Below are 23206 nucleotides of genomic sequence, written 5' to 3'. Positions count from 1 at the left end.
TTTTGGTAGAAACGCGCGATACGGTAATCCGGATCGGCACCCGGGGTAGCCTGCTGGCGACCACGCAGGCCGGCACCATCAGGGACGCTTTGCTGGCCGCGGGCCACGCCTGCGAGTTGGTGATCATCTCGACCGAGGGTGACCGCAACCAGGGTCCCATCGCCGATATCGGCGTCGGGGTCTTCACCGCGGCGCTCCGGGAGGCGATCGACGACGGCCGGGTGGACATGGCCGTGCACTCCTACAAAGATTTGCCCACCGCTCGTGACGACCGCTTCGTGATCGCCGCCGTCCCGCCCCGTGAGGACCCCCGTGACGCGCTGGTGGCACGCGACGGAATGGTGCTCGGTGAGTTGCCGGCAGGCTCCGTGATCGGCACATCGAGTGCGCGACGGGCCGCGCAGCTTAGAGCACTGGGTCTCGGTTTGGAAATCCGCCCCCTACGAGGCAACCTAGATACCAGGTTGAACAGGGTTACGAGCGGTGATCTCGACGCCGTCGTGGTCGCCCGCGCGGGTCTCGCCCGTATCGGACGCCTCGATGCAGTCACCGAGTCGCTCGAGCCGGTGCAGATGTTGCCAGCGCCGGCTCAGGGTGCGCTCGCGGTGGAATGCCGCGCCGGCGACACCGAGCTGATTTCGGTGCTGTCGGAGTTGGATGACACCGACACGCGCGCCGCGGTCACCGCCGAACGGATCCTGCTCGCCGAACTGGAGGCGGGCTGTTCCGCACCGGTCGGCGCGATCGCAGAAGTGGTCGAGTCGATCGATGAGGACGGCAATGTCTTCGAGGAGCTGTCGTTGCGCGGCTGCGTAGCGACGCTGGACGGATCCGACGTGATTCGTGCGTCCGGCATCGGAACTCCCGATCGGGCCGCCGACTTGGGTGTCTCGGTGGCCGCGGAGCTTTTCGAGCTGGGTGCACGCGAGCTGTTGGTAGAGCGCGGGAGTGAAGAATGACCATGCGAGGTCGCAAGGCGAAGCCCGGCCGCATCACATTTGTGGGCTCAGGCCCGGGTGATCCGGGGCTGCTGACGGCACGGGCACAAACCGTGCTGGCGCACGCCGAGTTGGTGTTCACCGATCCCGACGTCCCCGAGGCCGTGCTGGCCTTGATCGGCACCGAACTGCCGCCGGCGTCCGGACCGGCCCCGGCCGAGCCGGTCAAGGCCGACGCCGCCGCGGACGCGGGAAGTGCTGGGGCCGCCGGAACCCCCGACGCCGCGCAAGCCGCCGTCATCGCCGGTGGGCCCGAGGTCCGGCCCGCTCTCGGCGATCCTGCCGAGGTGGCCAAGACGCTGGTCGCTGAGGCCCGCCACGGCTACGACGTCGTGCGCCTGGTTTCGGGTGACCCGCTGTCGGTGGACGCCGTCATCACCGAGATCGGCGCGCTGGCCAAGGCCCACGTGAACTTCGAGATCGTGCCCGGGCTGCCCGCCACGAGCGCGGTGCCCACCTACGCCGGCCTGCCGCTGGGTTCGTCGCACACCGTGGCCGATGTCCGCGGTGACGTGGACTGGGCGGCCCTGGCCGCCGCGCCGGGCCCGCTGATCCTGCACGCGACCGCGTCGCACCTGCCGGACGCCGCGCGCACCCTGATCGAGTTCGGTCTGGCCGAGGGCACCCCCGCGGTGGTGACTGCGAGCGGCACCACCTGCCAGCAGCGTTCGGTGGAGGCCACCCTCGGTGGGCTGACCGACAAGGGCGTGCTGGAGAAGCCGGCCGGAAGCGAGCTGGCGGGGCCGCTGGTCGGGCCGCTGGTCGTCACCATCGGCAAGACCGTGGCCAACCGGGCCAAGCTGAACTGGTGGGAGAGCCGCGCCCTGTACGGCTGGACCGTGCTGGTGCCGCGCACCAAGGACCAGGCCGGCGAGATGAGCGACCGGCTCGTGGGCCACGGTGCCCTGCCGATCGAGGTGCCGACCATCGCCGTCGAGCCGCCGCGCAGCCCCGCGCAGATGGAGCGCGCCGTCAAGGGTCTGGTCGACGGCCGGTTCCAGTGGGTGGTGTTCACCTCGACCAACGCCGTGCGTGCGGTGTGGGAGAAGTTCAACGAGTTCGGCCTGGACGCACGGGCGTTCTCGGGCGTGAAGATCGCGTGTGTCGGACAGGCCACCGCCGACAAGGTGCGGGCGTTCGGCATCAATCCCGAGCTGGTGCCGTCGGGGGAGCAGTCCTCCCTCGGCCTGCTCGACGAGTTCCCGCCGTTCGACGAGGTTTTCGATCCGGTGAACCGCGTGCTTTTGCCGCGTGCCGACATCGCGACCGAGACGCTGGCCGAGGGCCTGCGCGAGCGCGGCTGGGAGATCGAGGACGTGACCGCGTACCGCACCGTGCGTGCGGCTCCGCCGCCGGCGCAGACCCGCGAGATGATCAAGACCGGCGGTTTCGACGCGGTCTGCTTCACCTCGAGCTCGACGGTGCGCAACCTGGTCGGTATCGCCGGCAAGCCGCACGCCCGGACCATCGTGGCCTGCATCGGACCGAAGACCGCTGAGACCGCTGCGGAATTCGGCTTGCGGGTGGACGTGCAGCCCGAGTCGGCCGCGGTGGGGCCGCTGGTCGACGCGCTCGCCGAGCACGCTGCCCGCTTGCGCGCCGAAGGGGCACTGCCCCCGCCGCGCAAGAAGAGCCGCCGCAGGTAGACACCCGCCGAAACGGTATTCGCGGAGACGCGCAGAAGGAGTCTTTGCCATGGGTTACCCGAGGCATCGTCCACGTCGGCTGCGGTCCACGCCGGCGATGCGTCGGCTGGTGGCCCAAACCTCTTTGGAACCACGCCATCTCGTGCTGCCGATGTTCGTCGCCGACGGTATCGACGAACCGCGCCCGATCTCCTCGATGCCCGGCGTGGTGCAACACACCCGGGAATCGTTGCGTCAGGCTGCCGCCGATGCGGTGGCAGCCGGCGTGGGTGGCCTGATGCTCTTCGGCGTGCCCCGCGACGAGGACAAGGATCCCACCGGTGCCGTGGGCATCGATCCGGACGGCATCCTCAACGTGGCGCTGCGGGATCTGGCCAAGGATCTCGGCGACGCCACCGTACTGATGGCCGACACCTGCCTCGACGAGTTCACCGACCACGGGCACTGTGGCGTGCTGGACGCCGCAGGCCGGGTCGACAACGACGCCACCAACCTGCGCTACGTGGAACTTGCTGTGGCGCAAGCGGAATCGGGTGCGCACGTGGTCGGCCCCAGCGGCATGATGGATGGCCAGGTGGCCGCCATCCGTGACGGACTGGACGCGGCAGGGCACACCGATGTCGCCATCCTGGCCTACGCGGCCAAGTTCGCCTCGGCGTTCTACGGCCCGTTCCGTGAAGCGGTGTCATCCAGTCTGGTGGGGGATCGGCGCACCTATCAACAGGATCCGGGCAACATCCGGGAAGCCGTGCACGAAATCGAGCTCGACATCGACGAGGGCGCCGACATCGTGATGGTCAAGCCCGCGATGAGCTACCTGGACGTGGTGCGTGCCGCCGCCGATATTTCACCGGTACCCGTTGCGGCATATCAGATTTCGGGTGAGTACTCGATGATCTGCGCCGCGGCGGCCAACGGCTGGATCGACCTGCAGGCGGCGGCGCTGGAGTCATTGACCGGAATCCGGCGGGCCGGCGCCGACATCGTGCTGACCTACTGGGCGGCCGATGTGGCCGGCTGGCTCGCGTGACCGGACAGGTGACCGAGCAGCAGAAGAGCCCGACCGGCCGTCCCGAGGACGTCGAAACCGGGTTCTGGTTGTGGACCGCCGCACTCGTGCTCATGGTGATCGGCTATCTGATCGACGCCCTCACCGGATCCGGCGGCGGCGTGCAACGGTCGGTGACGGTCGTCTTCTCGGTGATGTTCCTCGTGGTGCTGTCCTCGATCGTGGCGGCATTCCTGATGCTGATGCGCCAGGGATATCGCTGGGCCCGCACCCTGCTGACCAGTGGCGGAATCGTCACGGTGCTGCACGCGATCAGCAGCCTGCTGACCGGCGAACGCCAAGACGCGGCGGCGGTTGGCTACGCGGTCACCGCGATCGTCGGATCGGTGTTGATCGCAGGCGGGCTGTACCTGCTGCACCGCAAGGACGCCGACGGTTTCTTCACCCGCTGATTCGCTACGCTTTGCCGACAATGCCTTCATCATCAGCGTCGCGGCGCGCGACCATCTCGTTCAGTTGCTGGCTGGTCGGTGCCGTGTTGTTGATCGTGGGTGGCCTGATCGCAGCCTCGGCGTCCTGGCCCAGCGCCGAGAGCGCCCTGTTCCGCAGCGTAGGCGTGCTCACCGCCCTGGCCGGCGCCGGGATGGCTTTCCTGGCCGGCCGCAGTCGCACCGGCGATGCCCGGTACCGCCGGGCCGCGATCGCGCTGTCCATGGCGATTGTGGTGGTGATCGCGCTGATCGCGGCGTTCAGCCTGGCCCCGGTTCACATCCTGACGCTGCTCGCGCTACTCCTGTTGATCGCGGGTACGGGCCTCAGTGCGTTGCCGGGACGGAGGGTCGACGATGGAGAGTGAACCGGTGAACAAAGTGGCCTCCGAGGTGCTGTTCTACGAGCAGGGCGCCAGCTGGGCCTGGCTCCTGTTGGGGCCGTTCGCCGGCGTCGGCATGGCGATTCTGCAGATGACCGGCGGGTACGGGTACGACCTGTGGATTCCGATCCTGTTCCTGGTGCTGGTGTCGGGGTTCGTGGCGATCCAGATCAAGGCCGCCCGCATCCACACCTCGGTGGAATTGACCGCCGAGAGCCTGCGCCAGGGCGCCGAGATCGTCAAGATCGACGAGATCGTGCTGATCTACCCCGAGGCCTCGGGGTCGGAGTCGCCGAAATGGGAATCCGCCCGCGCACTCCGGGAACTGTCCGGGATACCGCGGGGCCGCACCGGCATCGGGCTCAAGCTCACCGGCGCCCGTACCGCGCAGGCCTGGGCGCGCAAGCACCGGAAGCTGCGGGAAGCGCTGACGCCGCTGGTCGAGGAGCGCACTCCGTGAAACGCCGAGCCGTCCTGGAGCTCGTGGTGGCCGTCGTCGCGGCGGTGGGCTGTGTACTGAGCTGGATCGCCGCGGCAACGACGATCGAGGTGGCGCCCGTGCTCGACGGTGAGCCGCCCACCACCGCGATCAGCTATTCGGCGCCGCTGCTGGTGTTGGCACTGGTGCTCGCCGGTCTGGCCGGCGTGCTGACCGTGCTGGGCGTCGCCCGGTTGCGCCGCTGATCCCGTGACCGACTGGCATCCCGTCACGCGCGGTGAATCTGGCGCCGGGGTGTTCCGTAGTGCGGACGGTTCCCGGTACGCCAAGGTGGTCGGGCCCGCGGCCGTGGCCGATCTGGCTGCCGAGCGCGACCGGGTGTCCTGGGCCCACGATCGCGGCGTGCCGGCGCCCGCGGTGATCGACTGGGGCGCCACCGAGGACGACGGCGCGTTCCTGGTCACCACAGCCGTCGGCGGCGTCGCAGCCGATCAGCTCGCGGAAGCAGACCTCCGGACGGCGTGGCCCTCGGTCGTGCGGGCGGTCCGTGACCTGCACGGCATCCCGGTCGAGGACTGTCCCTACCGGCGCGACCTCGACGGCATGCTGTCCCGCGCCCGGTCGGTCGTCGCCGCGGGCGCGGTCAACTCCGAGTTTCTGCCCGACGAGGACCAGGACGTCCCGCCTGCCGAGCTGCTGATGCGGGTCGAACGCGAGGCCGATCTGCGTCGCCGCCAGGAGGCCGCCGATCGGGTGGTGTGTCACGGCGACCTGTGCCTGCCCAACATCCTGATCGACCCCGACCGGCTTGCCGTCGAGGGCTTCATCGACCTGGGTCGTTTGGGTCTCGCCGACCGGCACGCCGACCTCGCGTTGGTGCTGGCCAACACCGCCGACACGTTTCCCCGCTTCGCCGTGGACGCATCGGCAGGGCTGGCCGCGGGCTATCCGGCGGCGATCGATCAGGACCGGGTGCGGTTCTACCTCGCATTGGATCCGCTGACCTGGGGGTGAGAGCCCAAGGCGCGGTTCAGGAATCGAGCCAGGCCAGCTCGTCGGACAGGTGCGCGCGCCAGAAGTCCTGATCGTGGCCGCCGGGGTAGAAGCCGACGGCCGGGGTCCTGGGCAGTTGGTTGACGAACATTCGGGTCGCGGCGTAAAACCCGTCCCCGGTGCCGCAGTCGATGCGCAGCGGGATCGACCCCAGCGCCGGTAGCAGTCTCAGCGCTGAGTTCTGCTGCCAGTCTTCGAGGCTGTCGAAGGCATCAGGCGGCGCGCCCCAGTACGTGAGGTAGAGCGCCGGGCTGATCGCGCAGACCGCCGCGGTGCGCGCGGCGCCCAGTCTGGCACCCAACAGCATGGCGCCGTAGCCGCCCATCGACCAGCCCATGAACGCCACTCGTGAGGTGTCGATGCCCTTGGTGGCCAACATCGGGATCAGTTCGTTGAGCACCATCGCCCCGGAGTCTCCACCAGAGGCCCGACGGCGCCAGAACGAGTTGCCGCCATCCACACTGACCACTGCGAACGGCGGCCGCCCGGCCGCGGTCAGCCGGGCCAGCGCTTCCGGGATGCCCAGGCTCATCACGCCCGCGGCGTCGTTGTCCATCCCGTGCAGGGCGATCACCGGACGGAGTGGGCCGTGCTGGCCCGGCGGGCGGGCGATGATCCAATTGGTTTCGACGCCGCCGCGGGCCGCGGAGATGAACGACCCCGAATCGCGGGTCGGGGCCGGGTCGCCCGCGGAGGCCGGCTGGTTGGGGCTGGCAGACGCGCGCGGCAGCGGCGGATCGAGCAGGCTGCCCAATGCCATCAGTCCCGCGGCACCCGCGCCGGTGACACCTAGACGCAGCGCATCACGGCGGGTCAGCGAGTTCACCTGCGCATCATTCCAACCCCGCGGGCGTCATGGGTGTCGGCACGCGACACGGTCCGGCAACAGCCCGATAACGCCGCCCATCTCCTCGGTGACCCTGGTCACACCCATCTTGGTACAAAGTGCGAAATCTGTAACACTGTGTCCATGACGGAATTGGCCGAACAGCCGCAGCAGACCGACGCACTGCCACTGGGGCCGCAATCGCTGGTCTGGAAGTACTTCGGCGACAACCGGATGTACCTGATCGGGCCGCGGCCCGCCGTTCTCCAGAACATGCTGGCCGAGCTGGGCCAGGGCGTGCTGGACCATTCGGTGTTCTTCTCCGACACCGCAGCACGCGTCAAGCGGTCACTGCCCCCGATCTTCATGACCGTCTATGGCGCCGAGGATGACAACCGCGGATTGCAGGTGCGCGACTATCACCACCACATCAAAGGTGAGATGCCAGACGGTGCGCGCTATCACGCGCTGGACCCCGAGACGTACTTCTGGGCGCACGCCACCTTCGTCGAGCAGGTGCTGTACTTCGCCGACACCTTCGTCAAACGGCTCAGTGACGCGGAGAAGGAACAGATCTACCTGGAGTCCAAGACCTGGTACCGCCGCTACGGAGTCAGCGACCGTGCAATGCCGGCCACCTATGCGGAGTTCGAGCAGTACTGGGACCGGATGATGAACGAGATCGTCGTCGCCCACAAGACTGCGCAGTACGGAGTCGGCTACGTCACCAAGGGATTCCCCCGTCCCAAAGGGGTATCGCCGCTGGCCTGGAAACTGACGGCGCCGATCTTCGATCCGGTCGCGGCGTTCATCACCACCGGTGGCATGCCGCCCCGCGCCCGTGACCTGCTCGAGCTGCCGTGGAGTGCACGCAAGGAACGCAACTACCAGCGGCTCGCGGCGTTCTGGAGGTCCCGCCCGGTGAACTGGGTGTGGGACCATCTACCGATGAGCGTGCGCTACAACAAATTTGCGCAAACGGGCTATGCCCGGGGTTGATTCGTCGCCCGCGACGGTCGCCATCCTGGACGCGGCCCTCGTCGAGTTCGAGCGGCACGGCCTGCGCCGGGTCGCGCTCGACGACGTCGCGCGCCGGGCCGGGGTCAGTCGCACCACGATCTACCGCAGGTTCGCCAACCGCGACGAACTGGTCGCGGCGGTGATCGAGCGGGAGAACGTCGCGTTGTTCTCCGACATCGCCAACGAGTTGAAAAACGCAGGGTCGCAATCGAACTACTATGTCGAGGCGTTCACGCTGTCGATCCTGAAGTTCCGTCGCCACCACGTGCTCAACCAGATGATCGCCGATGAACCGGCACTGGTGATGGAGATGCTGCACGCCCACTACGGCGCGGCGATCGAGCGGATGGCCGCGGCGCTCAAGGTGATCTTCCCGGCCGGGTTCGCCGAGCGGATCGGTGAGCAAGCAGTCAACGACCTCGCGGACACCATCCTGCGTTATGCGGGGATGGTGCTGTTGCTGCCCAGCGTCGAACCCCTCGACACCCCCGAGGATGTCCGGGCCTTCGCCACCCGGCATTTCCTGCCCAGCCTGCCGGCCTCGCTTCGTACCGTCTCCGCCTGATCCGCGCGGGCACCCGCCGGCCGAAGTGTTTGGTGGCTCACACTTTCGGGCAGCCACAGGTATGAGCACCGAGAATCCGCCACCCGTCAGCGAAGAGAACCGCAAAGAAGCCAAGCGCGTCCTGCAGTCCTATGACGACACGCGCCCCACCGTCACCCTGCCAGGCAGCAATGGCACGGTATCGGGCACCGCCGTCAACGACTGGCTCGATGAGGACGGCAACCCCATCTACGGTGACGCGGACCCGGAGCGGTAACCGCGAACCTGCGCCGTCGCAGGTCATCCCTTGCCTACTGTGGCTGATGTGACCGCTACCCCGCTGGACCGGATTGCCCCTGCCTTCGTGACCATGGCCCACGAGATCGTGTGGGCCTCAGTGGCCACCGTCGACGCCGACGGTCAGCCCCGCAGTCGCATCCTGCACCCGATCTGGGAGTGGGACGGTACCGATCTGTTCGGCTGGGTCGCCACCGTTCCCACCGCGGTCAAGCGCGCGCACCTTGCGGTGCATCCGTACGTCTCGGTCAGTTACTGGACCACCAACCACGACACTTGCGCCGCGGACTGCCTGGTGGAGTGGTACACCGACGACGAGACCTGCACGCAGGTCTGGGACCGCTTCGCCAAGGGGCCCGCTCCGGTGGGCTACGACCCGTACATCATCCCGCAATGGAGTGCCGGGCCGACGTCGGATCAATTCGCGGCGCTGAGGCTGACCCCTTACCGACTCCGGGTGATGCCGGGCACGGTCATGACAGCGGGATCGGGTGAAGTGTTGAACTGGCGGGCCTGAAAGCCGGTCAGTTCCCGTCGTTCATCGGTAATCGTCATGGTCCGGCCGGCCATTATTCTGAACAATTCATCCACCACGATCGCCAAATTAAAAGCGTGAATTGCGTGTTGGTTTCAATCTGTCCAGAATAATGGGTTGAATTCGCCGCAAATGCACATCTGCTGGTACGGCGTGATGAGGCTCAAGTCGATAAATCTGAAGCTCAGACTGCTAAGCGCGGTCCGGACGCTTCCTCCTGGGAATGGTCTCCCCAGCCTCAGCCGCCTTGGTGCGTTTTGCCGCCCGCCGCTCCTTGATGGTCATCGCCGGTTTTTTGGGCAGGCGACCCTGAGATTTATCAGCCATCGTTGCTCCTTTTTATTCGCAAACAATCACTGGGCCCGACCATACATCAGAAAAAAATAAAAGCCAGTCGCCGATATTTCGGTCGTCCGCGGGCCGCGAGCGTCGGCCGCCGGGTGCGGTGCCGCGCAGCACGGGGATTGCGTTTGTGAATGCTACTAGCAAGTACTCGCGACCAGTATTTACGCTACGGTAAGTAGCTATATTGACGAAACCCCAGCTAGATGCCAGTCATTCCTATTGCTAAAAGTTGCTCGTGCAAATGAGAAATGCCCCACTTCGGAAGAAAGTGAAACACGTTACAGCTGCGTCGGTACGTTCTCTCGACGTTGGCTGCGTGCGGTGCATCGAGCCCCGTCCGGAATGCCAACTCGGATGAAAGGGATCACATGCACGCAGGTGTTCGGCCCTATCTCAGTGCCGGAATCGCCCTCGTCGGAGCCGGCGTCATCGCCACGGCCCCGGTCAACCCGCCACCGCAAATCCATTCCGGCGGTGTGCAACTCGCGGCTGCGGTGGAGAACCCGGCCGAGGTGTTCGCCCCGGTTTTCCAGTTCTCGCAGGAAGTCATCGCCGGACTCATCGCCGCTGAACTCAGTGACCCGGCCCCGATTCTCAACCAGCTTCTGATGAACCAGATCGCCACGGTCAACGTGGCCGGAGGGATCGTGGTCGACGGCATCAAGACCGCCGTGGACGTCGTCACCGGGCTTCCCGCCGGGCTCGCGGCGGCGGCCGACGCGATTGCGCACGGCAACCCCGGGCAGGCGCCCATCGAGATCCTCAATGCAGTCGGAACACCGATCGTCCAGTACGTGTTTCAGTCGGTCCCGTCGGTGGAGTACCTGCTGCAACGCCCGCTGGCCGTCGCCCAGGCGTTGGTCCCCGTCGTGGTGGAGAGTGCGATCTCGATACCGTTCTACCTCGGCATCAGCTATGTGAAGCCGCTCATCGACCAGGCGGTTTTCTCGATTGGTGAGGTCCTGGACGCGGCGGCCACACTGGACCCGGGCGCCACCATCAATGCGTTCCAGCACGGGGTGAAAGACCTAACCATGCGCACGATCGATCTGGCCAACGCCACTGCGGCGGTTGTCCACGACACCCGGCAGGCGGTCAAGACCGCGCTCCAGGCCCAGCCCGTGACACCGAATCTGGCGCTGGAGCGTGCTGCTGAATCCGGTACGGCTGAAGCGCAGGACGTCGCACCTGCGAACCGGGCGGCGGCGACAGTCGACTCCCCGGCGTCGACCACGCATGCCCGCCCGAACCTCCGCTCGATCTTCGGTAAGGGCAACAAGGTTCGGCCGGGGCAGACCGTGGCCAGCCCGGCTGGTGCGGAGACCGATGGCGCCGATGCACCGGCGTCGGCCAAGACTGAGTCGCCGGCCGCAGCGTCGGTGAAATCCTTTGTGAAGAAGGTGAAGTCAGGACTGAACAAGCCCGCCAAGGCTTCCGGGGACAACGAGTCCCCGGGGAGTACGGGTGGCGGCGAAGAGTAGCGATATGCCGGGTGTGGTCCGCACAACCACACCCGGCTTCTCAAGAGTTGTCCCGCTACGCCGCCCGGTGCCTGACCTTCGGGGTGGGGGTGTCGTGGCCGAGGTGCAGACCCGGGGCCAGCATCCCGACGCGGTGCCGGTAGTCGCGATACTGATCGCCCATCATCGCCATCATGTCGTGTTCTTCGAGCTGGATCGCCACCAGGATGTAGGCGGTGCTGACAGCCGCGAACAGCAGATGGCCCGCGGTCATCGTCGGGGTGGCCCAGAACGCCACGATGAACCCGGCCATGATCGGGTGCCGGATCACCCGGTAGAACATCACGGTGCGGAAGCCCAGCTCGCTATACGGCCGGCCGCGCCAGTTCAGCCACACCTGCCGCAACCCGAACAGGTCGAAGTGGTTGATCATGAACGTCGAGGCGAAAACGGTTGCCCAGCCGGCCCAGAACAGCACCCACAGAATCACCCGTCCCGCAGTGGATTCCACGTTCCACACCACAGCGGGCATGGTGCGCCACTGCCAGTACAACAGGAACAGCGCCAGGCTCGCCAAGAGCACATAGGTGCTTCGCTCGATGACCTGCGGGATGATCCGCGTCCACAAGCGTTTGAACCAGATCCGGGCCATCACGCTGTGCTGAATGGCGAACACCGACAGCAGCAGCACGTTGACGAGCACCGCCTCACTGGTCGGTGCGGCGATACCGGAATCGACCGTGCGCGGCACTGCGAAATTGCCGACGAAGGCGATCGCGTAGAGGAAGGCAACGAGGAACGCCAGATAGCTCACGATCCCGTAACCGATGATGAACAGGCGCTTCATGGTGACCTCCTGCCACCGTTGGGACAGATGTCGCGCCCTGCTGCGGACCGCAGTAGTGACTTATCTACGGTAAACCTTGAATTCCCAGGTGAACAAGGGTTTGTCAGTTTGCTGAATCAGCCGGTCGCGGAGCGTTTCGGATCCATCAGGCCGTGTCGGTCGGCTTCCGACAGTCCGCCCCAGACGCCGAACGGTTCGGCGATCGTGAGGGCATGGGTTCGGCACTGCGCCAGTACCGGGCAATCCCGGCACAGTGCCTTTGCCCGCTGTTCGCGATTCAATCGGGCGCGCCCGCGTTCTCCCTCGGGGGAGAAGAACACCGACGCGTCCATACCCCGACACCTCGCGTGCAGTTGCCAGTGCCATCTGTCCGCGTCGTCATGTGCCATGCATGCCATCCCAGCGGCTCGCGCGCGTGCCGGCCGGATCGTTCACGACTTCTTTACGGGTGCAACGAGATTCTGCACGGTCTCTTGACGTGCACGATCACAGGGCCTGTAAGGAATCGATCCTCGGCCGTCAAGAAACCGTTGAGATCGACGCCGGCCGCCGGAGACCGGCGTAGACCGGCAGGTATGCCAGACGAAACACCGATTGAGCTTCCCGCCCCGGCCGTCGCACTCATTCCACCCGGGTGCGCGAGGCGGAACCCGCGATGAGTGAGATGTTCCAGATCATCGCGCTGATGGCGGTGCCCGCCGCGATATTGGTCGGCCTGCGCCGTGTGGTGATCAGTCAGAACCGTCGGCTGGATTCGCAAGCCGCACCGGTCCCGGTGGTGAGTACTACACCTTTTTGGGGACCGCTTCCAAACGTCGGCGCCTTGTCGTCACGCTGTGCTGCGCGAGCGGAGGCGACCACGAACTATGGACCGGATGCGACCCGCGCCTGAGGAACTTCGCCGTGAGGTTCCTCCCCTGCGGGGCCGAACTTCCGTCCGGACTTCCCCATGCGGCGTTCGAACAACCGCTGTAGCGGTGTGGCGGCGAAAGTGGTGACGATCGTCATCAGCGCCAGTACGGTGTACAGCTTTCCGGAGATTAGCCCGGCCTCGAATCCGATGTTGAGCAGGATGAGTTCCATCAGGCCACGCGCGTTGGCGAGCGCTCCCATCGAACCGGCCTCGTACCAACTCATGCCCTGCCAACGCGCTGCCAATCCGATGGCACCGAACTTCGCCGCGAAGGCCACAACGAGCACGATGCCGGCCATCGCGAGTGTGGGTCCGTCGAGGATCAGGGTCAATTGAGTGTTGAGGCCTGAGTAGATGAAGAACGCGGGCAACAGCAGATAGGCGACGAGCGGTTCGAAACGGTCTCGGATGGAATCGAGTAGTGCGCCGCGCGGCATGACGGCCCCTGCCACGAAAGCGCCGAATACAGAATAGATTCCGACCGCGTCGGCGAACGCGCTCGCGGCCAGCACGACGAGGAGCACCACGGTGACATGCGCGATCGGTAGCCCGCCCGTCCGTTCGGTGTCGAAGCGGGGCGGTGTCCAGGTCTCCAGTCTGCCGAGCAGCGGACGACCGACGTACAGCATGAACACCAGGTAGGCCAGGCCGCCGCCGATGGCCAACAGTGCGCCGAGCGCGCTGCCCTTGGCGGTCGCCACCACCGTCGCCAGCAGCACCCAGGAGCACGCATCGTCGACGGCGGCGCAGGACAATGCCATCGTGCCCAACCTGGTGTTGAGCAGACCGGAGTCGTAGATGATCCATGCCAGCATCGGAAACGCCGTAATCGCCACGGCGGCAGCGACGAACAGCGCTCCCTGCCAGTGCTCGACACCAGCGGTGAAGTAGCCGCCGATGCCGACCATCGACCAACCGACGACGCCACCGACGATCAGCGGAACGCCGATGCCCGCGGCTGACGTCACACCTGCCTGCCGCGAATGAGCGCCCAGGATCTCGAGATTGAACGTCGTTCCCACCAGGAACATGTAGAGCACCAGGCCGAGCTGGCCGACGACGTAGATGGCCACCAGGTTCGGGTGTGTCAACGTCTCGGCACCGATGGTCACTTTGGCGGGGAACAACCACTGCTGTCCAGCCGGCCAGATCCATCCCAACACCGAAGGCCCGAGCAGGAATCCGGCCACCATGATCGCGACCACCTGCACCTGACCGAGTCTGCGGAAGACCGGCCACAGGAGGCGGTAGGCCAGGAGTATGACAACGATCTGGATGAAGAAGTGATAGGTGATCGTGAGCAATGACGGCATGGCGGCTCCTTCCGGTCACTTCTGGTCGGACCAGCGGAACGCGGAGAGGCAGGCGATCAAGCCGCCGATGCACCACGCGACCAGCACCAGGAACGTCCGCCAGTGTTCCCAACTGCCCGCCGGTTCGAACGCGACCATCTGCGGGGGGAGCAACACCGACCGGAAGCCCTGCGCCATCCATTTGACGGGGAACAGCGAACCGATGAGCAGCATCCACGTCGGCAACACCATCAGTGGCACGTAGGTGCCCGAGAGGAACTGCAAGCCGACTGCCGGACCGTTGGTGATGGCAGCAGCAGAGACGGCGTTGCCGGCGAAGTTGCTGATGAAGATGCCCAGCAGTGAACAGCTGATGATGCCCAGGGTGAAGACCCACGTCAGCGTGAACCATCCGAACACGTCGGTGGGCAACCGGAGTTGAAAGAACAGCACGCCCACCGTGAGCAGGATGGCGGCCTCCGCGAGGCTCGCGATGGCAACGAGCATGATCTTCCCGATGAAGTAGGACGACGCGGTGGCAGGCGTGCCCCGCAGTCGCCTCAAGGCGCCCGTCTCACGGTCGGCCGCGATGCCGATTCCAAGGTTGATGAACGACGTCGAGAGGATTCCGTAGGCAAGCATGCTTGCCGCAATCACCGCACCGGTACTTGTCTGCGTCCCAGGCACTTCGGCGGAGAAGATAGAACCCAACAGAATGCAGATCACGGCCGGCATCGAGAACGTCAGAGCCAATTGTTCGGGGCGTCGGTAGAACATCTTCAGTTCGGGGACGACTCGTGACAGCCCTATGGCGACTGTCGAAGGAAGGGCCGGCAGTGAGTTGTCCTGGCGTTGTCTGGGTTTCGCGGCGCTCTGCACGGATTCGGTTGCCATCACGCCTGCCCGGTCAAGTGCAGGTAGGCGTCTTCGAGCGTGGGTCGTGTGACGGTGAGTTGAGCCAGTTCCGCCCCCTCGGCGGAGCGTTGCCTGATCAGCGCGGTCGGGTGATCGGTCTCCTCCACACGGACTTGGTCTCCCTCGGCCCACCGCACCGTTGCTGTCGTTTTTACGTGCGCGGTCAACCGGGTCGGCGAGTCCACGGCGGCCACCTGTCCGTCGGCGATGACCGCGACGCGATCCGCCAGGGCGGCGGCCTCCTCCAGGTAGTGGGTGGTCAGAACAATGGTGGCGCCGGCGTCGGACAGCGCCCTGATGAGGTCCCAGAATTTTTGTCTCGCTTCGGGATCGAACCCTGTGGTCGGTTCGTCCAGGAAGAGTAGTTCGGGTGTGGCGATGATTCCGAGAGCGACATCCAGTCGGCGTCGCTGGCCCCCGGACAGCGTCCTGACCCTGAGACCAGAACTGGGTCCGAGCCCGACGAGATCGAGCAATTCCTCGGGAATGCGGGCCCTGCCATAGCACTTCGCGAACATTCGCACGGTTTCCAGTACGGTGAGCATCCCGAAGTCGCTGGTTTCCTGCAGGACGATGCCGATCCTGGCGCGCCAACTCCGGCCCGCAGTCCCGGGATCTTCTCCGAGGACGTGCACCTCCCCGGCATCGCGCTTCCGGTTGCCTTCAAGGATCTCGATGGTCGTTGACTTGCCCGCCCCGTTGGGGCCGAGAATCGCGAAGATCTCGCCGTAGTCGACGTCGAGATCCAGGTTCCGCACCGCGTGCAATCGACCATAGGTCTTGGACAACCCGCGCACGCGGACGGCGGAGGACTGGTCTGCGTGCGGTGGGTACGTCACGAGTGTGTCCCTCCCACTTCCGGCTCAGCCTGTGTCTCCAACTCGGCCAGCAGCTCTCGCAGGTCGGCATCCGACAGTTCGTCCATCACCCGGTCCATGTCGTCGGCGACAGGGGATGCAGGTGGTGAATCGCCGTTGGTCGCCGGGGCGCGGCCGTGGATCGAATGCAGCTCGGCGAGTACACGACCTGACAGAGCATTCACACTGATGCCCTTGAGGATCTCCAGGACGGGGAGGTTGATCGAGAAGACCGTATTGACCCTTATCCTGAACTCCATCGCCATCATGGAGTCCAGGCCGATGTCCTCCAGCAGATCGTCGGGCTCAATGTCGTCTACGGCACAATCGAATACGGCGGCCACGATGTGCCGCACACGTTCGGCGATGACGGACAGCCGATCGGCCTCCGAAGTAGCCGCGAGCACGTCGAGTATCGAGCCTCCGGAATCGGCTTCAGCAGAGAATGTTTCGGTCGTCCTGAGCTCCGAGAACATCGGCGGTAGCGATTCGCCGAGGCCGGCGTGGCGGGCTCGAGCCCAGTCTGCGGTGATGGCGACGACGTTGGGCATCCTCTGGTTGATGAGCCGATCCAGAATCCGGGTACCCACTGCCGGTGTGATCAAGTCGATTCCGCGCGCGGCGTAGATCTTCTCCAGCTTGAGCTCTTCGACCATTCCCACCGACCACGGCCCCCACGCGATGGTGAGGGCCGGCAGGCCCTGCGCCTGGCGGTAGTGCGCGAAGGCATCGAGGAACGCGTTGGCGGCCGCGTAGTTCCCTTGGCCGGGCGAGGCGATGGTCGATCCGGCGGACCCGAACATGACGAAGAACTCGAGCTCGTGGTCCTTGAACGTGTTGTGCAGCACGCGAGTACCCGTGATCTTGGGCGCCGTCACCCTGGCGAAGTCGAGTTCACTCGTGTTCACGAGCAACTGGTCGTTCACCGATCCTGCGGCGTGCACTATTCCGCGGACCGGCCTGCCGCCACCTCGGATGTGGTCGGACAGCCAGGCCGCCATCTGGTCAGAATCGGTGACATCGACACTGGCGGTGGTGACCTGGACACCGAGGTGTTCGACCTTCCGGATGGCGCTGACGGTCGCGAAGTGGGGATCGTCCTCGGTCAGCGACAACCAACGATCTCTCGGGGGGATGATGCCGCGGCTCAGCAGCGTGATGTGGCGTGCTCCGCGTTCTGCCAGGTAGGTGGCAACAATGCGGCCGAGCGCTCCTGAGCCGCCGGTGACGACGTAGGTCGCATCCCGGGTGAGCTTGGTGGGAAACGGTCTCGTCAATCCACTGCATGGGCGCAGGCGCGGCACGAATGTGGTTCGGCCGCGGATCGCGATCTGATCTTCCGGTTCGCGGTGGAGAACGTAATCGCAGATGCGGGTGATGGTTTGAGTGCGGTCGGCAGCGGAATCCGGGTACGTGTCGATATCGATCAGGCCGCCCCAGTGTTCGGAGAATTCCTGATGACCGATGACCCGACCGAGTCCCCACACAGCGGACTGATCGACACCCCGAAGCCGGGTGCCGGGTGCCGGCTGTGCGTTGGCGGTGATCAGATAGAGGCGGGACGTCAAGTTGTCGTGCTCGGCAAGACTTTTGACGAGGCGCAGGATGGTATGGGTGCCCAACTGTTGATTCTCGTCAACGCTGCCGTCCTCGGAGATGTCGAGCGGCCAGCAGTTGATGATTCCGACGAGGTCTCCCTCTGCGGCGAGGCGGGTGAACATCTGGCCCATCTGCTCGGGGCACCTGGTGTTCATCGCATAGTCTCCGTCAACCTCCGTGAGGTCGGGGACAGCATGGTGCTCGACGGTGCGGACGCGGTGGCCGCGGTGGCGCAGTTCTTCGGCGAGGGATGCACCGACCCCGGATTCGTCGACGAAGATGAGCCAGGACGAAGCGCCGGTCGTGTTCTGGTGCTGATCGTGCGCCTCCGCGCTCACCTCGTCGGATGCGGCACACCATTGGATTTCGAGCAGGCTCCTGTCGATGTGATCGGCCGACATGTTCGATGAGGTGCTCAGCGACTGCACTGTGAAACCTGCGAAGACCGCCAGCGGCCTCCCGACACGGTCGGAGATCGTGATGTCGCTCTCGACCTCCTCTCTGGTCGCGGACACGACGTGGACGTGAACCCTCATGTGCTCTTCGGGCGCACGATAGAGGGCGCAGTGGTGTATCCGAGTGGGGAGGTATGGCTCCTCGTTCTCTTCCTGCCCGAGAAACGGTGCGCCGAAAAGTGTTTGGAAGGCCCCGTCGACGAGCGCAGGATGAAATCGGAAAGCGTCGAGCTCGTCGGCGATGGCAGCTGGAACGGTGATCTCGGCGATGGCCCAGTCCTCGCCGGCAGTCACACCTCGCACGGACCGGAATGCGTCGCCATAGTCGAAACCGAGCGCTTGGGTACGTGCGTAGAAGTCCTCACCGCCGATCGAGGCGGTCGGCTCCGCATAGCTGTCTGACGGGTCGTGACTGGGCGGTGCCACGGGCAGCGTGTTCAGTTCCGCCGTGGCGGTGATCGCCCACTTGGAATCGCCGTCGGCCGTGACCGTGAACGCGGCGAATTCCAACGTGCCGTCGGCCTCGTTGAGGGTGGTCCTGAGGATGGGGTCGCAGGTCTCGTCGAGCATGACGGCGCGATGAAGCACGAGATTGTCCACACTGTGGTTCGACCCGTAGATCGCCTTGGCCGCGGCAACCGCCATCTCCACATACACCGCCCCGGGTACCACGACAGTTCCCTGGACCCGATGGTCGGCGAGAAATGTGTTGAGGACAGTGCTGAATTCGGCTTCCCAGGTGGGATGAAGCGCGCTCACCGATTGTCCCAGCAATGGATGCACCGGGTCGTAGAACAGTGCCTCCACCGCTTCCTGGGTTTCATTCCAGAAACGTTTCGTCTGCCACGGGTAGGACGGGAGCTTGAGGAGTCGGGCTCCGTTACGTGGCTGCACGACGTTCCACGCGACGTCGTGGCCGCCGCAGTGCAGTGTGCCAACACAATTGAGCAGTGCGCGGCTGTCGTCGTGATCCCTTCGCTGGGTCGCTGTGACCAGAACCCTGTTCTTTCCAGCGGTTTCGAAGATCGAAGCGGCCAGAACGGGATGTGGTCCCAGCTCGACGAAGTGCGTGTATCCGTCCTCCAACATCCGGCGCATCGCGGGTTCGAAGAGAACGGTGGAGCGCGTGTTCTGCCACCAGTAGGCGGCGCCGGCCTGGTATTGGTCCAATTGATCACCGGTGACCGTCGAATACAGCGGCAGCGTAGCCGCTTTCGACGACAGACCGTCGAAGGCGCTGAACAGGTCGTCCTTCACCGCCTCCATGAAATGCGTGTGGTAGGGCACCTTGACGGACAGGTACCGGTGGAAGATCCCGGCCTCGTCCAGTTGCCGGGCGATGTCGGCGAGCAGGTCGTTGTCGCCGGCGATCGTCACTGCCGACGGGCTGTTGATCGCGGCCACCGACACCCGCCGGCCGAACTCTTCGCGCGCTCTGCCGTCGATCGTCTGAAGCACCGAATCGACGTCGAGGCCGACGGCGAGCATCCCGCCCTGTCCGCTCGTGCGCTGCTGGAGCCGGCTTCGGTGATAGATCACCTCGATCGCCTGCTCGAAGGTGAGAAGGCCGGCCAGGTGGTGGGCGGCCACTTCACCCGCGCTGTGGCCGATGACGGCATCCGGGTGGATGCCGAACTGCGAGAGCTGCTCGGCCAGCGCGAGTTGGATGGCGAAGTTGGCTGGTTGCGCGAACTCTGTCTCTGCCATGCGAGAGGAGGTCTCGTCGCGCCGGAGCTCGTCGACAAGGGACCAGCCCGTATAGCGGGACAGCTCGCGGTCGGTGCGAAGCATGCTGTCGGTGAACGTGGGGTAGGTGCCCAGCAGGCCCCGGCACATCTTCCACCACTGAGGGCCCATGCCGGTACACACGAATGCGAGTCTCGGCGCGATCGGAACGGTGCGGCCGGTGGCGGGATCACCGCCATCGGCGAGGGCTTGAAGTTGTTCGGCCGCATCGGCGATGTCGTCGGCGATCACAGCGCGGCGATGGTTCAGATGCGCTCGGCGCTGTCCGAGCGTGAAAGCCAGATCTCGCAACGTGACATCGGGGTGGGCGGCCAGATGCCCGGCCAACTGACCGGCCCTCGCGACCAGTGCCTCCTCGCTACGGGCGGAGATCGGCAGAATGGTCGGCGGCTGCTGCGGGGGGAGAGTTGCGGCGGGGTCGACGCGGAATGAGGCGGGCGGCTCGGCGAGCACCACATGGGCGTTGGTACCCCCGAATCCGAACGAGTTCACCCCCACTATGCGACGCGCGTAGTCGGGGAATGGCTGCCCGCTCGCAACGATGTCGAGTTTGAGCTCCGCGAGGGACACGTGCCGGTTCGGGTTGCGCAGGTGCAGGTTGGCGGGAATGTATCCGTGTTTGGCGACCAACGCGGCCTTGATCAGCCCGGCTACACCGGCGCCGGCCTCGAGATGGCCGATGTTGGTCTTGACGGATCCGATCAGGAGGGGATTCGTCGCCGGCCGGTCCAAGGTCAGCGCAGCCGCGAGTGCTCGCATCTCGATGGGGTCGCCGAGCGGGGTGCCGGTGCCGTGTGCTTCCACGTAACCGACCTCGGTGGGCTGGACGCCCGCGCGCCGGAGTGCAATTCGGATCGCAGCTTCTTGGGCTTCCTCGCGAGGCACGGTGATGCCGTCGGTGTGGCCGTCCTGCGACACCGCGGTACCGAGGAGTTGCGCGTACACCTCGTCGCCGTCGTCGAGCGCGCGCTGAAGGGATTTGAGGACGACGATCGCCCCGCCTTCCCCACGGGCATACCCGTCAGCTGAATCGTCGAAGGCCTTGGAACGTCCTTCGGGACTGAGGAATCCGCTCTTCGACTCCGCAATCGCGGTATTGGGGCCGATCATGATGTTCACGCCACCGGCAAGGGCCAGATCGCACTCACCATTCCAGATGCTCTGCGCGGCAAGGTGCACCGCGACGAGCGAGCCGGAGCATGCCGTGTCGATCGTCATGCTGGGTCCGCGGAAGTCGAAGGCATGCGAGATCCGGTTCGCCAGCATCGTCATCATCATCCCGGTGGCTGAATGGGCCTTGAACCGGTAGCGACTGGTACGACCTTGGTTCTGCAGCAGCTGATAGTCGAGGGTGAAGCCACCGATGAACACTCCGACGTCGGCCCCCGCCAGTCCTTCGGCGGGTATTCCCCCGTCTTCCAGTGCCTCCCACGCGGTGTGCAGCAGGAGGCGTTGCTGCGGATCGAGGGAGTGCGCCTCTCGCGGGGAGATCCCGAAGAACTGTGGGTCGAATTGATCTATCTCGCCCAGGAATCCGCCTCGACGGGTGACGATCTTGCCGACCTTTGACGGATTGGGGTCGTGGTATCGGGCTGCATGCCAGCGGGTTTCGGGAACGACGGAGGTCGCGTCGATCCCTCTGCACAGCAAGTTCCACAGACTTTCCGCGGAGTCGGCTCCGCCGGGGAGGCGACATCCGATTCCGACGATGGCCAACGGTTCGTCGCCGTTGCACTCAATGACCATGTTCATCCTCTGCCCTCACAGCTGATACGGATCGGATGGAAGTCGCGTCAACCGGACTGGAGGATCGGCGAGGTGGCGACGATCCAATCACCGCTGACCGGGTTGACCGACTGTTCCCGTCGGTAGGTCGATCGAAACTCGTGCAGGAGCGAATCTCGTTGCCACGCCTGCACCTGTCGCATGACATCGTCGTGCTCGAACATCGACGACTTCTCCGCGAGGACGGTTTCGACGAGTTGGCCTGCCAGTTGACGCAGCAGCCGGGCATTCGCATCGAACTGTTCGGCGAAGTTCGGGCTGGTTCCCATCATCGCGGTGTGCAGCGCGACCATGAAGTTCAACGGCGAGTACAAGTCGACGAATGGCACAGCGGGGGTGGCGGCTTCGACGGCGGCCCACTCCCGGAAGAATCGCTGAACGCGATTGCTGAGTGCGATGAGCCCGTCCAGGTAGGGGACGAAGCCGGGGTCGTCGGCGACGCCCACGAACCGGCCATTCATGTAGAGAAGACCGATGAATCCCCAGTAGAACGCGACGTCCCAAATGATCTTCGACGACATCACGGTCGGTGTGCCCATCAGGGTGTACTGGTCCTGATACACCGCGAGCCACATCTCGGTGAGCGATCGGAAAAGGGAATCGCTGATCTGCGCGCGTCCGACGACGTCCTCACCGTCCAGTTCCCTGGAGATCATGTCGGTGATCAGGCCGTTGCCGATCGCGACCAGGTCGAGTCCCGACGAATACAACGGATCCAGGAATATCCCGGAATCGCCTGTCAGACACCAGCGGTCGCGTCCGTCGAACACTTTCGCGGCGCCGTGGCTGTACTCCTTCATGACCCGAAAGTCCCTGATCTGGTGGGCATGCTCTGCCACCACCGCGGCGCACTGGGGCTCGTGTTCGCGAAGCCATGCCCTGGCTTTGGGCAGCGTGTTGAACTCGTCGAACCGATGAAGCGCCGGGTCGGCCACGATGCCGATGCTGGTGGCACCGGATGCCAGTCGGATGAGCCAGACCCAGTATCCCTCGCCCATCAGGTGGTTGGTGGACATGGCCCGGTCACCCTCGATGAGACGCCCTCGCCAGACCGGGTCGTCGCTCCACCGGCCGACGTCGATCTCCGTGGCGACACGGAACCAGGCAGCGTTGCAATGGTGTTCGTTGGTCCGCTTGAGATCCAATTGACGCGGCAGCATCCGGTTCCGTCCCGACGCGTCGACCACCCACCGTGCCGTCGTTTGCGTGACCGTGTCGCCGTCTTGAAACGAAATCGTGTGCGGGCGGTTCCCGGCGGCGAAGTCGACTGAGCGGACCCGGCCCCGGGCGACATCGATGCCGCCCGACAGACACCGTCGGTGGAGTTCGTTCTCCAACCTGCCGCGGTCGATCTGGTAGGTCACCTGCGGTACGAACGCGGAACTCCCGAGTTCCATCCGCTGCGCGATATCGGTGTTTCCACAGTGTGAGAAGAACATCCGCAAGCCCATCTTGCGGATGTGTGCGGTACTCAAGTGGTCCGCCAAGCCCAGGTGGTCCCGCAAGTAGTGCGCCGATACCTCTACGGTCGACTCGCCGACTGTATGTGTGATCTCGGGTCGTGGGTACGCGTTCGGCTCGACGACCAGAACTCGCGTGGTCGGACGCGCTCGGCGAATGTCCAGCGCCGATGTGAGGGCCGCGACGCCGCCTCCGATGATGGTTACGTCGTGATCTGCCGTAGGACCATCGTCAGGGGACAGGCGTGCCTTGATGCGTTGCGCGAGAGCCTTCCGGGCGTCTGGACTCATCTG

The 23206-nt window shown here is 65.4% G+C and carries 22 protein-coding genes; 13 read left to right on the top strand and 9 right to left on the bottom strand.

Going from position 1 to position 23206, the window contains the following annotated elements:
* Positions 1-2: 2 nt before the first annotated feature.
* The 8 genes from hemC to ACNQVK_RS32170 are packed head-to-tail and all read left to right on the top strand — an operon-like array spanning position 3 to position 5977.
* Complete coding sequence (hemC, locus tag ACNQVK_RS32205; protein WP_418032751.1) at positions 3-959, top strand: hydroxymethylbilane synthase; 957 nt, start codon at positions 3-5, stop codon at positions 957-959.
* On the top strand, positions 956-2644 hold the full coding sequence (locus tag ACNQVK_RS32200) for a uroporphyrinogen-III synthase (protein ID WP_418032750.1): 1689 nt from the start codon (positions 956-958) through the stop codon (positions 2642-2644). The genes hemC and ACNQVK_RS32200 overlap by 4 nt, the downstream gene beginning before the upstream one ends.
* A 49-nt stretch (positions 2645-2693) precedes the next feature.
* Positions 2694-3674: a porphobilinogen synthase gene (hemB, locus tag ACNQVK_RS32195; RefSeq protein ID WP_044515690.1), complete on the top strand. Its 981-nt coding sequence runs from the start codon at positions 2694-2696 to the stop codon at positions 3672-3674.
* Positions 3671-4105, top strand: a complete 435-nt coding sequence (locus ACNQVK_RS32190) for a hypothetical protein (RefSeq protein ID WP_418032749.1) — start codon at positions 3671-3673, stop codon at positions 4103-4105. The genes hemB and ACNQVK_RS32190 overlap by 4 nt, the downstream gene beginning before the upstream one ends.
* A 20-nt stretch (positions 4106-4125) precedes the next feature.
* The gene (locus ACNQVK_RS32185; RefSeq protein WP_418032748.1) at positions 4126-4509 is read left to right on the top strand and encodes a hypothetical protein; all 384 of its coding nucleotides are present in this window, start codon (positions 4126-4128) and stop codon (positions 4507-4509) included.
* The gene (locus tag ACNQVK_RS32180; protein WP_418032747.1) at positions 4499-4984 is read left to right on the top strand and encodes a DUF3093 domain-containing protein; all 486 of its coding nucleotides are present in this window, start codon (positions 4499-4501) and stop codon (positions 4982-4984) included. Before ACNQVK_RS32185 ends, ACNQVK_RS32180 begins: the two co-directional genes overlap by 11 nt.
* Positions 4981-5208 carry a hypothetical protein gene (locus ACNQVK_RS32175; RefSeq protein WP_418032746.1) on the top strand — a complete coding sequence of 76 codons (228 nt, stop codon included), beginning with the start codon at positions 4981-4983 and terminating at the stop codon, positions 5206-5208. The genes ACNQVK_RS32180 and ACNQVK_RS32175 overlap by 4 nt, the downstream gene beginning before the upstream one ends.
* A 4-nt stretch (positions 5209-5212) precedes the next feature.
* On the top strand, positions 5213-5977 hold the full coding sequence (locus ACNQVK_RS32170) for an APH(3'') family aminoglycoside O-phosphotransferase (RefSeq protein WP_418032745.1): 765 nt from the start codon (positions 5213-5215) through the stop codon (positions 5975-5977).
* Between the two features lie 16 nt (positions 5978-5993).
* Here ACNQVK_RS32170 and ACNQVK_RS32165 read toward each other — a convergent pair whose 3' ends face one another.
* The gene (locus ACNQVK_RS32165) at positions 5994-6842 is read right to left on the bottom strand and encodes an alpha/beta hydrolase (protein ID WP_418032744.1); all 849 of its coding nucleotides are present in this window, start codon (positions 6840-6842) and stop codon (positions 5994-5996) included.
* 144 nt (positions 6843-6986) lie between these two features.
* Between ACNQVK_RS32165 and ACNQVK_RS32160 the strand changes: the two genes are divergently transcribed.
* From ACNQVK_RS32160 to ACNQVK_RS32145, 4 genes are all read left to right on the top strand, one after another.
* Positions 6987-7841 carry an oxygenase MpaB family protein gene (locus tag ACNQVK_RS32160; RefSeq protein WP_418032743.1) on the top strand — a complete coding sequence of 285 codons (855 nt, stop codon included), beginning with the start codon at positions 6987-6989 and terminating at the stop codon, positions 7839-7841.
* Positions 7828-8427, top strand: coding sequence for a TetR/AcrR family transcriptional regulator (locus tag ACNQVK_RS32155; RefSeq protein WP_418032742.1), 600 nt, complete (start codon positions 7828-7830; stop codon positions 8425-8427). The genes ACNQVK_RS32160 and ACNQVK_RS32155 overlap by 14 nt, the downstream gene beginning before the upstream one ends.
* Positions 8428-8488: 61 nt before the next feature.
* The gene (locus ACNQVK_RS32150) at positions 8489-8683 is read left to right on the top strand and encodes a hypothetical protein (RefSeq protein ID WP_418032741.1); all 195 of its coding nucleotides are present in this window, start codon (positions 8489-8491) and stop codon (positions 8681-8683) included.
* Positions 8684-8776: 93 nt separating this feature from the next.
* Positions 8777-9220 carry a pyridoxamine 5'-phosphate oxidase family protein gene (locus ACNQVK_RS32145; RefSeq protein ID WP_418034465.1) on the top strand — a complete coding sequence of 148 codons (444 nt, stop codon included), beginning with the start codon at positions 8777-8779 and terminating at the stop codon, positions 9218-9220.
* 210 nt (positions 9221-9430) lie between these two features.
* Here the strand turns inward: ACNQVK_RS32145 and ACNQVK_RS32140 are convergent, their stop codons facing one another.
* Positions 9431-9565, bottom strand: coding sequence for a hypothetical protein (locus ACNQVK_RS32140; protein WP_418032740.1), 135 nt, complete (start codon positions 9563-9565; stop codon positions 9431-9433).
* Between the two features lie 386 nt (positions 9566-9951).
* Here ACNQVK_RS32140 and ACNQVK_RS32135 point away from each other — a divergent pair, with 386 nt between their 5' ends.
* Positions 9952-11064, top strand: a complete 1113-nt coding sequence (locus ACNQVK_RS32135; RefSeq protein WP_418032739.1) for a hypothetical protein — start codon at positions 9952-9954, stop codon at positions 11062-11064.
* Positions 11065-11119: 55 nt separating this feature from the next.
* Here the strand turns inward: ACNQVK_RS32135 and mddA are convergent, their stop codons facing one another.
* The 7 genes from mddA to ACNQVK_RS32100 all read right to left on the bottom strand — a co-directional run bounded on the left by mddA (position 11120) and on the right by ACNQVK_RS32100 (position 23203).
* Positions 11120-11890, bottom strand: a complete 771-nt coding sequence (mddA, locus tag ACNQVK_RS32130; protein WP_418032738.1) for a methanethiol S-methyltransferase — start codon at positions 11888-11890, stop codon at positions 11120-11122.
* A gap of 116 nt (positions 11891-12006) precedes the next feature.
* Entirely contained in the window at positions 12007-12288 is a 282-nt protein-coding gene (locus tag ACNQVK_RS32125) for a WhiB family transcriptional regulator (RefSeq protein WP_418032737.1), read from the bottom strand.
* 466 nt (positions 12289-12754) lie between these two features.
* Positions 12755-14116: a cation:proton antiporter gene (locus tag ACNQVK_RS32120; RefSeq protein ID WP_418032736.1), complete on the bottom strand. Its 1362-nt coding sequence runs from the start codon at positions 14114-14116 to the stop codon at positions 12755-12757.
* A 15-nt stretch (positions 14117-14131) separates the two neighbouring features.
* Positions 14132-14830, bottom strand: coding sequence for an ABC transporter permease (locus ACNQVK_RS32115; RefSeq protein WP_418032735.1), 699 nt, complete (start codon positions 14828-14830; stop codon positions 14132-14134).
* 158 nt (positions 14831-14988) lie between these two features.
* The gene (locus ACNQVK_RS32110) at positions 14989-15849 is read right to left on the bottom strand and encodes an ABC transporter ATP-binding protein (protein WP_418032734.1); all 861 of its coding nucleotides are present in this window, start codon (positions 15847-15849) and stop codon (positions 14989-14991) included.
* Entirely contained in the window at positions 15846-21419 is a 5574-nt protein-coding gene (locus tag ACNQVK_RS32105; protein WP_418032733.1) for a type I polyketide synthase, read from the bottom strand. The genes ACNQVK_RS32110 and ACNQVK_RS32105 overlap by 4 nt, the downstream gene beginning before the upstream one ends.
* Before the next feature lie 41 nt (positions 21420-21460).
* The gene (locus ACNQVK_RS32100; protein ID WP_418034463.1) at positions 21461-23203 is read right to left on the bottom strand and encodes an NAD(P)/FAD-dependent oxidoreductase; all 1743 of its coding nucleotides are present in this window, start codon (positions 23201-23203) and stop codon (positions 21461-21463) included.
* Positions 23204-23206 lie beyond the last annotated feature (3 nt).

Source organism: Mycobacterium sp. 134 (assembly GCF_048282715.1).
Lineage (GTDB): Bacteria > Actinomycetota > Actinomycetes > Mycobacteriales > Mycobacteriaceae > Mycobacterium > Mycobacterium septicum.
The sequence above is the reverse complement of the archived record's forward strand: the minus strand, read 5'-3'. Positions and strand labels throughout refer to the sequence as shown.

Excerpts from the sequence above, each read along its gene's own strand:
- ACNQVK_RS32200 (WP_418032750.1), top strand. The coding sequence starts at position 956 with ATGACCATGCGAGGTCGCAAGGCGAAGCCCGGCCGCATCACATTTGTG.
- hemB (WP_044515690.1), top strand. The coding sequence starts at position 2,694 with ATGGGTTACCCGAGGCATCGTCCACGTCGGCTGCGGTCCACGCCGGCG.
- ACNQVK_RS32185 (WP_418032748.1), top strand. The coding sequence starts at position 4,126 with ATGCCTTCATCATCAGCGTCGCGGCGCGCGACCATCTCGTTCAGTTGC.
- ACNQVK_RS32180 (WP_418032747.1), top strand. The coding sequence starts at position 4,499 with ATGGAGAGTGAACCGGTGAACAAAGTGGCCTCCGAGGTGCTGTTCTAC.
- ACNQVK_RS32160 (WP_418032743.1), top strand. The coding sequence starts at position 6,987 with ATGACGGAATTGGCCGAACAGCCGCAGCAGACCGACGCACTGCCACTG.
- ACNQVK_RS32155 (WP_418032742.1), top strand. The coding sequence starts at position 7,828 with ATGCCCGGGGTTGATTCGTCGCCCGCGACGGTCGCCATCCTGGACGCG.
- ACNQVK_RS32150 (WP_418032741.1), top strand. The coding sequence starts at position 8,489 with ATGAGCACCGAGAATCCGCCACCCGTCAGCGAAGAGAACCGCAAAGAA.
- ACNQVK_RS32145 (WP_418034465.1), top strand. The coding sequence starts at position 8,777 with ATGGCCCACGAGATCGTGTGGGCCTCAGTGGCCACCGTCGACGCCGAC.
- ACNQVK_RS32140 (WP_418032740.1), bottom strand. The coding sequence starts at position 9,565 with ATGGCTGATAAATCTCAGGGTCGCCTGCCCAAAAAACCGGCGATGACC.
- ACNQVK_RS32135 (WP_418032739.1), top strand. The coding sequence starts at position 9,952 with ATGCACGCAGGTGTTCGGCCCTATCTCAGTGCCGGAATCGCCCTCGTC.
- mddA (WP_418032738.1), bottom strand. The coding sequence starts at position 11,890 with ATGAAGCGCCTGTTCATCATCGGTTACGGGATCGTGAGCTATCTGGCG.
- ACNQVK_RS32125 (WP_418032737.1), bottom strand. The coding sequence starts at position 12,288 with ATGGCATGCATGGCACATGACGACGCGGACAGATGGCACTGGCAACTG.
- ACNQVK_RS32120 (WP_418032736.1), bottom strand. The coding sequence starts at position 14,116 with ATGCCGTCATTGCTCACGATCACCTATCACTTCTTCATCCAGATCGTT.
- ACNQVK_RS32115 (WP_418032735.1), bottom strand. The coding sequence starts at position 14,830 with ATGCCGGCCGTGATCTGCATTCTGTTGGGTTCTATCTTCTCCGCCGAA.
- ACNQVK_RS32105 (WP_418032733.1), bottom strand. The coding sequence starts at position 21,419 with ATGAACATGGTCATTGAGTGCAACGGCGACGAACCGTTGGCCATCGTC.
- ACNQVK_RS32100 (WP_418034463.1), bottom strand. The coding sequence starts at position 23,203 with ATGAGTCCAGACGCCCGGAAGGCTCTCGCGCAACGCATCAAGGCACGC.